This window comes from Pantoea sp. SGAir0180, from assembly GCF_043546245.1.
This window is the reverse complement of record NZ_CP028071.1, coordinates 3,544,951-3,559,393: the sequence shown is the minus strand read 5'-3', so window position 1 is coordinate 3,559,393 and position 14,443 is coordinate 3,544,951. Positions and strand designations below refer to the sequence as shown.

At 53.9% G+C, this 14,443-nt stretch carries 12 protein-coding genes and 1 riboswitch; of the genes, 8 read left to right on the top strand and 4 right to left on the bottom strand.

The window, feature by feature from the left end:
• Positions 1-31 precede the first annotated feature (31 nt).
• Positions 32-4,255, top strand: coding sequence for a DNA-directed RNA polymerase subunit beta' (rpoC, locus tag C1N58_RS16685; RefSeq protein WP_033737967.1), 4,224 nt, complete (start codon positions 32-34; stop codon positions 4,253-4,255).
• Positions 4,256-4,430: 175 nt separating this feature from the next.
• Here the strand turns inward: rpoC and C1N58_RS16680 are convergent, their stop codons facing one another.
• Positions 4,431-4,616: a DUF1127 domain-containing protein gene (locus C1N58_RS16680; protein ID WP_033737966.1), complete on the bottom strand. Its 186-nt coding sequence runs from the start codon at positions 4,614-4,616 to the stop codon at positions 4,431-4,433.
• A gap of 174 nt (positions 4,617-4,790) precedes the next feature.
• Between C1N58_RS16680 and C1N58_RS16675 the strand changes: the two genes are divergently transcribed.
• Complete coding sequence (locus C1N58_RS16675) at positions 4,791-6,329, top strand: aminotransferase-like domain-containing protein (protein ID WP_394550111.1); 1,539 nt, start codon at positions 4,791-4,793, stop codon at positions 6,327-6,329.
• Between the two features lie 114 nt (positions 6,330-6,443).
• On the opposite strand, the gene thiE is transcribed toward C1N58_RS16675, so the two are convergent.
• From thiE to C1N58_RS16660, 3 genes are all read right to left on the bottom strand, one after another.
• Entirely contained in the window at positions 6,444-7,076 is a 633-nt protein-coding gene (gene thiE, locus C1N58_RS16670; RefSeq protein WP_033737961.1) for a thiamine phosphate synthase, read from the bottom strand.
• On the bottom strand, positions 7,077-8,999 hold the full coding sequence (thiC, locus tag C1N58_RS16665) for a phosphomethylpyrimidine synthase ThiC (protein WP_325993237.1): 1,923 nt from the start codon (positions 8,997-8,999) through the stop codon (positions 7,077-7,079).
• An 86-nt stretch (positions 9,000-9,085) separates the two neighbouring features.
• Positions 9,086-9,185: riboswitch (TPP riboswitch) on the bottom strand.
• A gap of 133 nt (positions 9,186-9,318) precedes the next feature.
• Positions 9,319-9,822, bottom strand: a complete 504-nt coding sequence (locus C1N58_RS16660) for an Rsd/AlgQ family anti-sigma factor (protein ID WP_033737958.1) — start codon at positions 9,820-9,822, stop codon at positions 9,319-9,321.
• Positions 9,823-10,018: 196 nt separating this feature from the next.
• Between C1N58_RS16660 and nudC the strand changes: the two genes are divergently transcribed.
• From nudC to C1N58_RS16630, 6 genes are all read left to right on the top strand, one after another.
• Complete coding sequence (nudC, locus tag C1N58_RS16655) at positions 10,019-10,789, top strand: NAD(+) diphosphatase (RefSeq protein ID WP_033737957.1); 771 nt, start codon at positions 10,019-10,021, stop codon at positions 10,787-10,789.
• Between the two features lie 40 nt (positions 10,790-10,829).
• Entirely contained in the window at positions 10,830-11,900 is a 1,071-nt protein-coding gene (hemE, locus tag C1N58_RS16650) for a uroporphyrinogen decarboxylase (RefSeq protein WP_039343272.1), read from the top strand.
• Entirely contained in the window at positions 11,900-12,568 is a 669-nt protein-coding gene (gene nfi, locus C1N58_RS16645; protein WP_394564353.1) for a deoxyribonuclease V, read from the top strand. The genes hemE and nfi overlap by 1 nt, the downstream gene beginning before the upstream one ends.
• Before the next feature lie 62 nt (positions 12,569-12,630).
• Positions 12,631-13,221, top strand: a complete 591-nt coding sequence (locus C1N58_RS16640; RefSeq protein WP_394564352.1) for a YjaG family protein — start codon at positions 12,631-12,633, stop codon at positions 13,219-13,221.
• Between the two features lie 188 nt (positions 13,222-13,409).
• A complete protein-coding gene (hupA, locus tag C1N58_RS16635; protein WP_006121511.1) occupies positions 13,410-13,682 on the top strand; it encodes a nucleoid-associated protein HU-alpha in 273 nt (90 codons plus the stop codon).
• Between the two features lie 67 nt (positions 13,683-13,749).
• Positions 13,750-14,412 carry a DUF1481 domain-containing protein gene (locus tag C1N58_RS16630; protein ID WP_394550109.1) on the top strand — a complete coding sequence of 221 codons (663 nt, stop codon included), beginning with the start codon at positions 13,750-13,752 and terminating at the stop codon, positions 14,410-14,412.
• The last annotated feature ends 31 nt before the right edge of the window (positions 14,413-14,443 follow it).

Sequence of the window (14,443 nt, the reverse complement as noted above, 5' to 3'; positions counted from 1 at the left end):
CCCTGAGTCTCACTCCGACGGGAGCTAATCCGTGAAAGACTTACTTAAGTTTCTGAAAGCGCAAACTAAGACCGAAGAGTTTGATGCGATCAAAATTGCGCTGGCTTCGCCAGACATGATCCGTTCATGGTCTTTTGGTGAAGTTAAAAAGCCGGAAACCATTAACTACCGTACCTTCAAGCCAGAGCGTGACGGTCTTTTCTGTGCCCGTATTTTTGGACCGGTAAAAGATTACGAATGCCTGTGCGGTAAGTACAAGCGTTTAAAACATCGTGGCGTAATCTGCGAGAAGTGTGGCGTAGAAGTTACACAGACCAAAGTACGTCGTGAGCGCATGGGCCACATTGAGCTGGCATCACCGACTGCGCACATTTGGTTCCTGAAATCACTGCCATCGCGTATCGGCTTGCTGCTGGATATGCCGCTGCGTGATATCGAGCGCGTGCTGTACTTCGAATCTTATGTTGTGATCGAAGGCGGCATGACTAACCTGGAAAAACGTCAGATTCTGACGGAAGAGCAGTACCTTGACGCGCTGGAAGAGTTCGGTGACGAATTCGACGCGAAGATGGGTGCAGAAGCTATCCAGGCGCTGCTGAAAAATATGGATCTGGAGCAAGAGTGCGAGCAGCTGCGTGAAGAGCTGAACGAAACCAACTCCGAGACCAAGCGTAAAAAACTGACCAAGCGTATCAAGCTGCTGGAAGCGTTCGTTCAGTCTGGTAATAAGCCAGAGTGGATGATCCTGACCGTTCTGCCGGTTCTGCCGCCTGATCTGCGTCCGCTGGTACCGCTGGATGGTGGTCGTTTCGCTACGTCGGATCTGAACGATCTGTATCGTCGCGTGATCAACCGTAACAATCGTCTGAAACGCCTGCTGGATCTGGCTGCGCCAGATATCATCGTACGTAACGAAAAACGTATGCTGCAGGAAGCGGTTGATGCCCTGCTGGATAACGGTCGTCGCGGTCGTGCGATCACCGGTTCTAACAAGCGTCCTCTGAAATCTTTGGCCGATATGATCAAAGGTAAGCAGGGTCGTTTCCGTCAGAACCTTCTCGGTAAGCGTGTCGACTACTCCGGTCGTTCTGTTATTACCGTTGGTCCATACCTGCGTCTGCATCAGTGCGGTCTGCCGAAGAAAATGGCACTGGAGCTGTTCAAACCGTTCATCTACGGCAAGCTGGAACTGCGTGGCCTGGCCACCACCATCAAAGCCGCGAAGAAGATGGTTGAGCGTGAAGAAGCTGTCGTTTGGGATATCCTGGACGAAGTCATCCGCGAACACCCGGTCCTGCTGAACCGTGCACCAACGCTGCACCGTTTAGGTATCCAGGCCTTTGAACCGGTTCTGATCGAAGGTAAAGCCATCCAGCTTCACCCGCTGGTTTGTGCGGCCTATAACGCCGACTTCGATGGTGACCAGATGGCTGTTCACGTACCGCTGACGCTGGAAGCCCAGCTGGAAGCGCGTGCGCTGATGATGTCGACCAACAACATTCTGTCACCGGCGAACGGCGAGCCAATCATCGTTCCTTCACAGGACGTTGTACTGGGTCTGTACTACATGACCCGCGACAAAGTGAATGCCAAAGGTGAAGGCATGGTGCTGACCGGCCCGAAAGAAGCTGAGCGTGTTTATCGCGCTGGCCTGGCCGAGCTGCATGCGCGCGTTAAAGTGCGTATCACTGAGTACAGCAAAAACGAGCAGGATGAGTTCGTTGCGAAAACCAGCTTGATCGACACCACCATTGGTCGTTCGATTCTGTGGATGATCGTACCGAAAGGTCTGCCTTTCTCCATCGTCAACCAGGCGCTGGGTAAAAAGGCTATCTCTAAAATGCTGAACACCTGTTATCGCATTTTGGGCCTGAAGCCGACCGTTATCTTTGCTGACCAGACCATGTACACCGGTTTCGCCTACGCCGCCCGTTCAGGTGCGTCTGTTGGTATCGACGACATGGTTATCCCAGCCAAGAAAGTGGAAATCATCTCTGAAGCCGAAGCCGAAGTGGCCGAAATTCAGGAACAGTTCCAGTCTGGACTGGTTACCGCCGGCGAACGTTATAACAAAGTCATCGATATCTGGGCTGCCGCGAACGAGCGCGTAGCGAAGGCGATGATGGAAAACCTCTCAACCGAGACCGTGATTAACCGTGACGGCGAAGAAGAGAAACAGGTTTCCTTTAACAGCATCTTTATGATGGCCGACTCCGGTGCGCGTGGTTCTGCTGCACAGATTCGTCAGCTGGCCGGTATGCGTGGTCTGATGGCTAAGCCAGATGGCTCCATCATTGAAACGCCTATCACCGCGAACTTCCGTGAAGGTCTGAACGTACTTCAGTACTTCATCTCGACGCACGGTGCACGTAAAGGTCTGGCAGATACCGCACTGAAAACCGCGAACTCCGGTTATCTGACGCGTCGTCTGGTTGACGTTGCGCAGGACCTGGTTGTCACCGAAGACGACTGTGGTACACACGAAGGCATCATGATGACGCCAGTCATCGAAGGTGGCGACGTGAAAGAGCCACTGCGTGAGCGCGTTCTGGGCCGTGTAACGGCAGAAGACGTTCTGAAGCCTGGCACGGCTGATATTCTGGTTCCACGTAACACACTGCTCGATGAGCACTGGTGTGACGTGCTGGAACTGAACTCAGTCGACAGCGTGAAGGTGCGTTCGGTTGTAGGTTGTGAAACCGACTTTGGTGTGTGTGCGCATTGCTATGGTCGCGACCTGGCACGTGGTCACATCATCAACAAAGGCGAAGCAATCGGTGTTATCGCGGCACAGTCAATCGGTGAGCCGGGTACACAGCTGACGATGCGTACGTTCCACATCGGTGGTGCGGCATCTCGTGCGGCAGCTGAATCCAGCATTCAGGTGAAGAACAAAGGTACCATCAAGCTGACCAATGCTAAGTCGGTAACGAACTCAGCAGGCAAGCTGGTGATCACCTCGCGTAACGTTGAACTGAAAATGATCGACGAATTTGGCCGTACGAAAGAGAGCTATAAAGTTCCTTACGGTGCGACCATGGCGAAAGGTGATGGTGAGCAGGTTGCTGCGGGTGAAACCGTTGCAAACTGGGATCCGCATACCATGCCAGTTATCACAGAAGTGGGCGGTTTCATTCGCTTCACCGACATGATCGACGGTCAGACCATTACGCGTCAGACTGATGACTTAACAGGTCTGTCATCGCTGGTGGTTCTGGACTCTGCAGAACGTACCTCAGGTGGTAAAGATCTGCGTCCGGCACTGAAAATCGTTGATGCCAACGGCAATGATGTTCTGATCCCAGGTACCGATATGCCTGCTCAGTACTTCCTGCCAGGTAAAGCGATTGTACAGCTGGAAGATGGCGTGAAGATCAGCTCGGGTGATACCCTGGCGCGTGTTCCGCAGGAATCTGGCGGTACCAAGGATATTACCGGTGGTCTGCCACGCGTTGCTGACCTGTTCGAAGCGCGTCGTCCGAAAGAGCCAGCAATCCTGGCGGAGATCAGCGGCATCATCTCTTTCGGTAAAGAAACCAAAGGTAAGCGTCGTCTGGTGATTACACCGCTGGATGGTAGCGATCCGTACGAAGAGATGATTCCGAAATGGCGTCAGCTGAACGTGTTCGAAGGTGAACGTGTTGAGCGCGGTGACGTGGTTTCCGATGGTCCAGAGTCACCACATGACATCCTGCGTTTACGTGGCGTACATGCGGTTACCCGTTACATCACTAACGAAGTGCAGGAAGTTTACCGTCTGCAAGGCGTTAAGATTAACGATAAGCACATCGAAGTCATCGTTCGTCAGATGCTGCGTAAAGCTACTATCATGAGCGCGGGCAGCACCGAGTTCCTGGAAGGTGAGCAGGCTGAATTCTCTCGCATCAAGATCTCTAACCGTGAACTTGAAGCGAACGGAAAAGTTGGCGCAACCTTCGTACGTGACCTGCTGGGTATCACTAAAGCGTCACTGGCAACCGAATCGTTCATCTCTGCAGCATCGTTCCAGGAAACTACACGTGTCCTGACTGAAGCGGCAGTAGCAGGCAAGCGCGACGAACTGCGCGGTCTGAAAGAGAACGTGATCGTGGGTCGTTTGATCCCGGCCGGTACCGGTTACGCTTATCACCAGGATCGTATGCGTCGTCGTGCGGCAGGCGAAGTGCCAGCTGCACCGCAGGTGACTGCTGACGAAGCATCCGCAAGCCTGGCGGAGTTACTGAACGCGGGTCTTGGCGGTAACAACGACGAGTAATCGTCAAACGCCTGATAAAAAACCCTGCTCCGGCAGGGTTTTTTTTTGCCTGCGAGATCAGGCTGTCTTATACAGGCGGCACCGGCATTCATAACGCGTGCTGTCGTGAAGAGTGTTTTCCGAAGTCCGTCCTGTTAACGAAATCGACTCACGCCTGTTTCCAGGCGAGCCGTAATTAAAAGCGTTTATTGATATCGCTTCTCTTTAACCCGATATCTTTCAGCGCACTGTCGCTCAGTCTGCATAAAATCATGCGGGTTTCGCGCCGACACTGCCAGCGACGAAAATGATGCCAGATAAAGCGAAACAGGCTGAGTGAAACTGCAAAGGGTTTAGCGCTACGATTTTCCTCATATCCCATGATCCTGCCCTCAGTAAGTAACCTGAGAAATATTTTCATGCAGATACAATTTCCAATACAGATGCACCTGAAGCAATTATTTAACATACAGATTGCCGTCAGCGTGGACTGAATGGTAGAAATACAGGCTGTCTGTACTGTTTTGTCGGGTCATCAACCTGGCTGAGGTCGATCATGACGCGCTATCAACATTTAGCCACATTGCTGGAAAAACGTATTGAACAGGGGTTGTACCAAAGTGGCGAACGCCTGCCCTCCGTTCGGAGTTTGAGCGTCGAACATGGTGTCAGCATCAGCACGGTACAGCAGGCCTATTATCTGCTGGAGCAGAAACAGCTGATTATTCCGCAGGCGCGTTCCGGGTATTTTGTGGCGCCGCATAAGGCGATGCCGCCCGTTCCGGCCTTGACGCGTCCGGCGCAACATCCGGTGGAAATTACCCAGTGGGACGCGGTGCTTGACCTGCTTAACAGCCGCCGGGAACAGGATGTACTGCAACTGGGCAGCGGTATGCCGGATTTAACGCAGTCCACACTGAAACCTCTGTGGAAGGCGTTTAGCCGTCAGGCGCAGCAGCAGGAAAGCACGCTGCTGAATTACGACAACCTTTACGGTGTCGCCCGGCTGAGAGAACAAATTGCCCGGTTGATGATCGACAGCGGCTGCCAGCTGACCTCAGAAGATATTGTGATTACCACAGGCTGCCACGAAGCGCTGTCAGTGTCCGTGCGCGCAGTATGCCAGCCCGGCGATATCATTGCGGTCGAATCGCCGTCATTTCACGGCATCATGCAGACATTACGTGGGTTCGGTATTCGGGCCATTGAGATTCCGACCGATTCTGTAACGGGAATCAGCCTTGAAGCGCTGGAACTGGCCTTTGATCAGTGGCCGATCAAAGCGGTCGTCGTCGTCCCTAACTGCAACAATCCTCTTGGCTTTATCATGCCCGAAAAGCGCAAGCGCGCGCTGCTGAGTCTGGTACAGCGTTTTGATGCGGCGATCATTGAAGACGATGTTTATGGTGAGCTGGCCTGGGAGTACCCGCGGCCTTCATCCATTAAATCTCTGGATACAGAAGGACGCGTATTGCTGTGCAGCTCGTTTTCCAAAACGCTGGCACCGGGTTTACGTGTGGGCTGGGTGGCGCCCGGACGCTTCCGCGATCGTGTTTTGCATATGAAATACATTGTGACAGGTTCTACCGCCACTCAGCCTCAGCATGCCGTAGCTGACTTTATCCAGCAGGGCCATTACCAGACGCATCTTCGGCGGATGCGCCAGGTTTACCAGCGCAATTACGACACCTTTTCCTGCTGGGTACGGCATTACTTTCCTTGCGGTATCTGCGTCACGCGGCCTCAGGGCGGTTTTTTGATGTGGATTGAATTACCTGAGGCATTTGATGCGGTGCAGCTCAACCACGAATTACGCAAATCAGGGATCCAGATTGCCGTAGGCTCGCTTTTTTCGGCCTCCGGAAAGTACCGTAACTGTCTGCGCCTGAATTACGCCTTGCCCGCAAGCGGTAAGATTGAACAGGCACTGGCCTTGACCGGTAAGGCTGTCGAGCGGGCGATGGCCGCCTGTGCGCATCAGTCGTCGGCTGACCTGTCCGCCGTTATCGATATCATCGCTTCAGGTGGTGAGAAGCAGGGCCAGAAAGAGGAGGGAACTGGCCCTGGTCAGGCCATCCCGGCCGGACGCCAGTGACTTTAAAGGACAGAAAAAAGCCGCGCCAGTCGCAATGTTCATTGCCGTGCGCGGCTTTCCAGTTTTTACTGCCTGTTGCACAACGTGCGCGTTTATCTGCGCGACAGGGCGGGGTTAATGCCCGGATTCGGGCTCAACAAGCCGTAACAGCTCGCGGGTGGCCGCCCGCCAGTCCTCTGCCTGCGTAATGGCGCTCACCACGGCGATACTGCCGACACCAGTTTCAAGTACCGCCGGAACGCGATCAATGCTGATGCCGCCAATCGCCACGGTAGAGATCCCCTGCAACCGACTCAGATGGCGTTTAAGTTCAGACAAACCCTGCGGAGAAGAGGGCATCACCTTCGTCTGAGTCGGAAAGATATGTCCCAGCGCAATGTAGGAAGGACGCAGCGCCAGCGCCCGATCCAGCTCAGCATCATCGTGCGTGGAAATGCCCAGGCGCAAGCCTGCGTCCAGAATGCGCTGCACATTGGCCACGGCCAGATCTTCCTGCCCCAGATGAACGCCATAAGCCTTATGCTTAATCGCCAGCTGCCAGTAGTCATTAATAAACAGGCGCGCCTGGTAACGCTGACCTGTTGCGATAGCCTGGATGATGGTGGGTTCAACGATCTCATCTGGCAGATCCTTAATCCGCAGCTGAATCGTGCGCACCCCGGCATCCAGTAAGCGTTCGATCCATTCAACGCTGTCGACCACCGGATACAGCCCTAATCGCGGCGCGGTAGCGGGAAAGGCGTTCATTTACTCCTCCTTAATCGCTGTGGCGGGATGGTAGAGTTCACCGCCCCGTTCACGGAAATGATCAGACATCTGCGCCATGCCAACCTCAATAGCCTGCGCTTCCGCTTCCTGTCTGGCAGCATAGTCACGCACTTCCTGCGTGATCTTCATTGAGCAAAACTTAGGGCCGCACATTGAACAGAAGTGGGCAACTTTACCCGATTCCTGTGGCAACGTTTCATCGTGATAGGCCCGGGCTGTATGAGGATCCAGCGCCAGATTGAACTGATCTTCCCAGCGAAATTCGAAGCGCGCTTTCGACATGGCGTTGTCGCGGATCTGCGCCCCCGGATGGCCTTTGGCCAGATCGGCAGCATGCGCGGCGATCTTGTAGGTGATTAACCCCTGTTTCACATCCTCTTTGTTTGGCAGGCCAAGATGCTCCTTCGGCGTGACGTAACACAACATCGCGCAGCCAAACCAGCCAATCATGGCGGCACCAATGCCAGAGGTAAAATGATCGTAGCCCGGCGCAATGTCGGTCGTCAGTGGGCCCAGAGTATAAAACGGCGCTTCATGGCAATGTTCCAGCTGCTCTGTCATGTTGCGACGGATCATCTGCATCGGGATATGGCCGGGACCTTCGATCATCACCTGTACGTCGTATTCCCAGGCTATTTTTGTCAGTTCACCCAGCGTGTGCAGCTCAGCGAACTGTGCTTCATCGTTGGCGTCCTGAATCGATCCGGGGCGTAATCCGTCGCCCAGGGACAAAGCGATATCGTAGGCTGCGCAAATTTCACAGATGTCGCGGAAGTGTTCATAGAGAAAGCTCTCTTTGTGATGAGACAGGCACCACTTCGCCATAATGGAGCCACCACGGGACACAATACCGGTCAGGCGTTTTGCAGTCATGGGAACGTAGCGCAGCAGCACACCCGCATGGATAGTAAAATAATCCACGCCCTGTTCGGCCTGCTCCAGTAACGTATCGCGGAAAATGTCCCAGTTCAGATTTTCAGCCACACCGTTGACCTTCTCCAGTGCCTGATAAATCGGAACAGTGCCGATGGGAACAGGACTGTTACGCAGAATCCATTCACGGGTTTCATGAATATAGCGTCCGGTCGACAGATCCATGACCGTGTCCGCGCCCCAGCGTGTGGACCAGACCAGCTTTTCTACTTCTTCTTCAATAGACGAGGTCACCGCTGAGTTACCAATGTTGGCATTCACCTTCACGAGAAAGTTGCGTCCAATGATCATCGGTTCGGATTCGGGATGGTTGATATTGGCCGGAATAATGGCGCGGCCAGCGGCCACTTCCTGGCGTACAAACTCGGGGGTAATGTTTTCGGGCAGATGGGCACCAAAGCTGTGGCCCGGATGCTGTTGCAGCAGTACCTCACCACGAATGCGCTCACGGCCCATGTTCTCCCTGATGGCGATGAACTCCATCTCTGGTGTGATGATTCCCCGACGCGCGTAATGCAACTGGGTTACACAGCGGCCGGCTTTAGCACGGCGCGGCGTTGGCAGATGTTCAAAGCGCAGGTGATCCAGTCCGTCATCAGCCAGTCGCTGCTGCGTATACGCCGAGCTAATCTGCGTCAGTTTTTCGCTGTCGTCGCGCTCTTCAATCCAGCGAGCACGCAGTTTATCCAGTCCGCGATGCACGTCGATTTTTGCTGCCGGATCGCCATAGGCACCGGCGGTGTCATAAACCGGCACAGGCTCATTTTCCTGGTAAACGGGCTCATCTTTACTGCCGCCGGTCAATGTAGGGTTGAGCTGGATTTCGCGCATGGGGACACGAATGTCGTCACGGCTGCCGGTCAGCCAGATACGTTTTGAGTTGGGAAAGGCACTGCCACCCTGCAGGGAATCAATGAATTCCTGTGCCTGAGCACGCTGTTCGCGACGGGTCGTTTTCGTAGTAGACATAGCAATATTCCAGTAAGTGGGAAGGTTGCTTGTCCGGAGTTCGGAAGGAGTAACGGCACAGCGGGCACCCTGAGTGCGGCGTACCGTAAAAATTTACTCTTGTTCCCTTCGCAGGTTCTAACCTGATCAGGTTCCGCGGATCCCGAATTAACGGTCTCAGCCCAATGGGCACTCCGACAAGATTTGGTTTAACGGTTAATCAGGTCCCGCAAGGACGTGCAACCGTCAAACCCTGACTAACATAAAACATATGTTTTAAAGCCCACTCAGCATAAGGGGGCTTTTTATGAATCACAAGTTATTTACATTTGCGGCACTGTTAAGCAGGGCGGGCAATTTCACTGTCGTTCGCCACGGGCGGAGTCAGGTGATTGTCCCATGCCATTTGGATAAGCTTGTCTTCAAGGGTAAAACGCGCTTCAAGAGCTTCGCCGACTTCTGACAAGGCGTGCTGAAACGTCACATAGTTGTCGTCGTCGATGGCCTGTTGCAGGTGGCCGTCATACAGCTGCATCAACTGCTCGGTATTGGCTTCCAGCGACGGGTAAATCTGCGCGGCAGCCAGCAGCGGACTGGTGCCGTCCATCTCTGCAATCAAACGCTGGTAAAGGCTAAAGTGACCGGATGAAAGATAATCGACCAGCGTGTGGCAAAAGTTATCCAGTGCCTGCTCGTCCAGGCGAGTCAGCGCTTCTTTTTTTGGCTTGATGCCGACCAAATGGTAATAAGAAACCAACAGCTGGCGGCGAGCTGCCAGCCATGAATCTACCAGTTCATTACTGCCACCTACGCGTTGGGTCAGAACGTCTAACTGGTTAAGCATAGTTAACTCCGTATGCGTTATGCACCTTCATATTTCAGATTAGCGATGCGCCAATTGCGCTTGTTCTCCGCGAACCTGTCGGGATAAATAAGCGTGCTGTCGTCTTGCAACCAGAATTATTTGGGTATAGTTGTTCATCTACACACTTAACATCGGGACTTCAGCGTGCGGGTTGACGCTAAGGATGACGAAATAAATGCAATGCGAAATTTCAAGCGTAGACGCTGGATGGTGGATTGTCAGTAGTGAACAGAAAATTTGGTTACCGCAAGGCGATTTACCTCACGGAAACGCACAGCAGTTTGGCCTTACCGGGCACCAGGGGCGCGTGATTGGCGAATGGCAGGGAGAGAAGGTCTGGCTGATTTGTGAAACGCGTTCGTCAGATATGTTGTCGTTGCGCCAGTTACTCAATGAAGATCCGGGCCTGTTTCAGCTGGCCGGGCGCGGGGTGCAGTTAGCGGAGTTTTACCGATCCCATCGCTGGTGCGGCTATTGTGGTCATGAGATGCACGCCAGTAAACGCGAATTTGCCTGCCTGTGTAGCCATTGCCGTGAACGTTATTACCCACAAATTGCGCCCTGTATTATCGTTGCTATCCGCCGTGGAGATGAGATCCTGCTGGCCAACCATGCGCGTCATCGTAATAACATTTACACTGTGCTGGCCGGGTTCGTTGAAGTCGGTGAGACCATTGAACAGGCGGTTGCACGCGAAGTGATGGAAGAGAGCAACGTGCGCGTGAAGAATGTCCGTTATGTCACTTCCCAGCCCTGGCCTTTCCCGCAGTCCTTAATGATGGCCTTTATGGCGGAGTATGACGGCGGCGACTTACAGCACGACGGTAAAGAGCTGTTGGATGCCGGATGGTTCCGTTTTGATGCGCTGCCTTTACTGCCTCCACCTGGCACCGTTGCCCGTCGATTAATTGAAGATACCGTTGCCCTCTGCCGCGCTGAGGCGTGAGAGTGCTACACTACTCGCTTGATACCGAGAGAGTCCTGACATGAGTGAACTGAAGAACGACCGTTATTTGCGCGCCCTGTTACGCCAGCCTGTCGATGTTACCCCCGTATGGATGATGCGCCAGGCCGGACGATATTTGCCGGAATATAAAGCCACGCGTGCCCAGGCGGGCGACTTTATGTCGCTGTGTAAGAATGCCGAGCTGGCCTGCGAAGTCACCCTGCAACCATTGCGTCGCTACAAGCTCGATGCGGCCATCCTCTTCAGTGATATCCTCACCATTCCTGATGCGATGGGATTAGGGCTGTACTTCGAAACAGGGGAAGGTCCATGCTTTTCAAACCCCGTAACCTGCCGTGCCGATGTCGATCGCCTGCCTGTTCCCGATCCTGAACAGGAACTGGGTTACGTGATGAATGCCGTACGGACCATCCGTAAGAACCTTAATGGTGAGGTGCCCTTAATTGGTTTTTCAGGCAGTCCGTGGACGCTGGCAACCTATATGGTAGAAGGCGGCAGTAGCAAGGCCTTCACCAAAATTAAGAAAATGATGTACGCCGAACCTGCCACATTGCATGCCATGCTGGATAAGCTGGCCGACAGCGTTATTCTCTATCTCAACGCTCAGATCCGCGCCGGGGCGCAGTCAGTCATGGTGTTTGACACCTGGGGCGGCGCATTGAGTGGCCGCGATTATCGCGAGTTCTCGCTGTATTACATGCATAAAATCGTCGACAGCGTACTGCACGAAAACGAAGGCCGTCGTGTGCCGATCACGCTGTTTACTAAAGGCGGCGGTCAGTGGCTTGAGGCCATGGCTGAAACAGGCTGCGATGCACTGGGCCTGGACTGGACTATCGACATCAGTGAGGCCCGCCGTCGTGTCGGGCATAAAGTTGCCCTACAGGGCAATATGGATCCCTCCATGCTGTACGCACCACCGGCCCGTATCGAGCAGGAAGTGGCCAGTATTCTGGACGGTTTCGGCAAAGGTGAAGGCCACGTATTCAATCTGGGACATGGTATCCATCAGGATGTACCGCCAGAGCATGCCGGCGTCTTCGTTGAGGCGGTGCACCGCCTTTCCCGCCAGTATCATCAGGAGTCATAATGGATATTGCTGCACTTCGTGCGGAGCAACAACAGCGTGCCGCATACGTCGTGCGGCAGGACGATTTTGATGTGCTGCCGCCACGCTTTATTGGTGGCGCAGACGTCGGGTTTGAACAGGAAGGTGCGGTCACGCGCGCGGCGCTGGTTATTCTCGAATACCCGTCGCTGAAGCTGGTGGAGCATCGTATCGCGCGCATCGAGACGACTATGCCGTACATTCCTGGCTTTCTCTCTTTCCGGGAATATCCCGCCTTGCTGGCGGCATGGAATATGCTGGAGCAGAAGCCTGACCTGTTGTTTGTCGACGGTCACGGCATTTCGCATCCGCGTCGGCTCGGTGTGGCGTCACACTTTGGACTGATGGTCGATGTTCCCACCATCGGTGTCGCCAAAAAGCGTTTGTGCGGACGGTTTGAGCCGCTGGACGAGACTCCCGGCAGTCGCCAGCCGTTAATGGATAAAGGGGAGCAAATTGGCTGGGTATGGCGCAGCAAGGTACGCTGTAATCCGCTGTTTGTGGCCACCGGGCATCGCGTCAGCCTGGACAGTGCCCTCGATTGGGTTGAAAAGTGTACTCAGGGCTACCGTTTACCGGAACCGACGCGCTGGGCAGATGCTGTCGCATCACGCCGACCTGCATTTCTGCGCTGGCAAAACGCGCTTTAGCACTGTTTGTAGGGCGCTTTTGCGTTACACTGCGGCCAGCGAAACGAATAAGAGCTCTGTGTATGTTACAAAACCCTGTGCATTTGCGTCTGGCAAAGCTGGAAAGCTGGCAACATCTGACGTTTATGGCTTGCCTGTGCGAGCGCATGTATCCTAATTACATGGCCTTTTGCCAGCAAACTGTGTTTGCCGATCCTGCGCTTTACCGCCGAATTCTCGATCTGATTTGGGAAACGCTGACGGTGAAAGATGCAAAGATCAACTTCGACAGTCAACTGGAAAAGCTCGAAGCTGCGATTCCGGATGGCGATGATTTTGAGGTCTACGGCGTGTATCCGGCCATCGATGCCTGTGTGGCATTAAGTGAAGTGCTGCACGCCCTGTTAAGTGGCGAAACGCTTGAACATGCGATTGAAGTCAGCAAGACCTCCATCACCACCGTGGCCATTCTGGAAATGACTCAGGCAGGTCGTGAAATGACCGATGAAGAGCTGCGGGAAAACCCGGCAGTCATCGACGAATGGGACCTGCAATGGGAGATTTTTCGCCTGCTCGCAGACTGTGAAGAGCGAGACCTTGAATTGATAAAAGGTCTGCGATCCGACCTGCGCGAAGCGGGAATTAGTAACATCGGTATAAAAATTCAGCAATAAGGCGAGAAAACGTGACTTCAGGCCTTAATTAGCGCGCCTGGAGGCTTCACATCAGCCCCCTGTCTGGTCTACATTTGGGGGGCTGAAAATTGTGGCTATCGGTGCGTGCAGGCTGAAGAGTGCCCGAAGTTGGCTTTTCCCTCGCACTCGTTGCTTAGCAAGCGATAAATACACTTTAAGGATAACTTATGAACAAGACTCAACTGATTGATGTGATCGCAGAAAAAGCTGACCTGTCTAAAACCCAGGCCAAGGCAGCGCTGGAATCTACTCTGGCTGCAATCACTGAGTCTCTGAAAGAGGGTGATGCTGTACAACTGGTTGGTTTTGGTACTTTTAAAGTGAACCACCGCGCTGAGCGTACCGGTCGTAACCCACAGACTGGCAAAGAAATCAAAATCGCTGCGGCAAACGTACCTGCATTCGTGTCTGGTAAAGCTCTGAAAGACGCCGTCAAGTAAGACGTCGCATAGCGGTAAAGTTTTAAACAGGGGCGATTTCGCCCCTTTTGTTTAAGGGCCAGCCACCATGACTACGCTGCTTCAGCGCTTTTCCGCCCTGCTTCTCTCCTCACTGATTATCGGGTGCAGTTCCACCCCCGACATTCCCGCCTTTTCCGCCAGTGGTTATCTGGCCGACCGTGGCAGTGTGCGTATCTGGCGTAAGAATACGGATCATCAGTCTGTGCATATTCGTACGCTGTACAACCCGTTTAACAGCGAAAAAAGCGAAACGACAGACTACCGCTGGCTGGGCGATCATCTGGTCAGCGTTGAGCGTCAGGTGAAAGGCGCGCCTCCCGACGATGTCACCCTGCGATTTGACCAGAATGGCAGTCTTAACTTTATGCAGCGCCAGCTTGCTACTCAACGTGAAGCGGTCAGCCCTGATACGGTGGAACTTTATAAGTTTGACGCGCAACGTATGCGGGACATCAGCGATGCGCTCTTAAGCGGTCGGGTGTTTCTGAAGCAGGGGCACTGGGCAGGGGGCAATGTCGTGGAGACCTGTGACGGCCAAAAGGTGACGCCAGCGTTTGACAGTGAGGCATGGCAGACGCTCACGCATTACCGCCGTCATTCCGCTGGTCCCTTGATGGTTTCATGGCTGGAAGCGCCAGAAGGCGTTCAACTGTTGCGGGTCAGCCACAAAGACGAATGTGCAGATGAGCCCAAAGAGGCGGATTTCTGAGACATGAAAAAGGGGCACAACGTGTGCCCCT

Coding starts and splice junctions, on each gene's coding strand:
- thiC (WP_325993237.1), bottom strand. CDS start 8,999: ATGTCTACTACGAAAACGACCCGTCGCGAACAGCGTGCTCAGGCACAG.
- C1N58_RS16660 (WP_033737958.1), bottom strand. CDS start 9,822: ATGCTTAACCAGTTAGACGTTCTGACCCAACGCGTAGGTGGCAGTAAT.
- C1N58_RS16630 (WP_394550109.1), top strand. CDS start 13,750: ATGACTACGCTGCTTCAGCGCTTTTCCGCCCTGCTTCTCTCCTCACTG.
- C1N58_RS16675 (WP_394550111.1), top strand. CDS start 4,791: ATGACGCGCTATCAACATTTAGCCACATTGCTGGAAAAACGTATTGAA.
- C1N58_RS16680 (WP_033737966.1), bottom strand. CDS start 4,616: ATGGGATATGAGGAAAATCGTAGCGCTAAACCCTTTGCAGTTTCACTC.
- thiE (WP_033737961.1), bottom strand. CDS start 7,076: ATGAACGCCTTTCCCGCTACCGCGCCGCGATTAGGGCTGTATCCGGTG.
- nfi (WP_394564353.1), top strand. CDS start 11,900: ATGGATATTGCTGCACTTCGTGCGGAGCAACAACAGCGTGCCGCATAC.
- C1N58_RS16640 (WP_394564352.1), top strand. CDS start 12,631: ATGTTACAAAACCCTGTGCATTTGCGTCTGGCAAAGCTGGAAAGCTGG.
- nudC (WP_033737957.1), top strand. CDS start 10,019: ATGCAATGCGAAATTTCAAGCGTAGACGCTGGATGGTGGATTGTCAGT.
- hupA (WP_006121511.1), top strand. CDS start 13,410: ATGAACAAGACTCAACTGATTGATGTGATCGCAGAAAAAGCTGACCTG.
- hemE (WP_039343272.1), top strand. CDS start 10,830: ATGAGTGAACTGAAGAACGACCGTTATTTGCGCGCCCTGTTACGCCAG.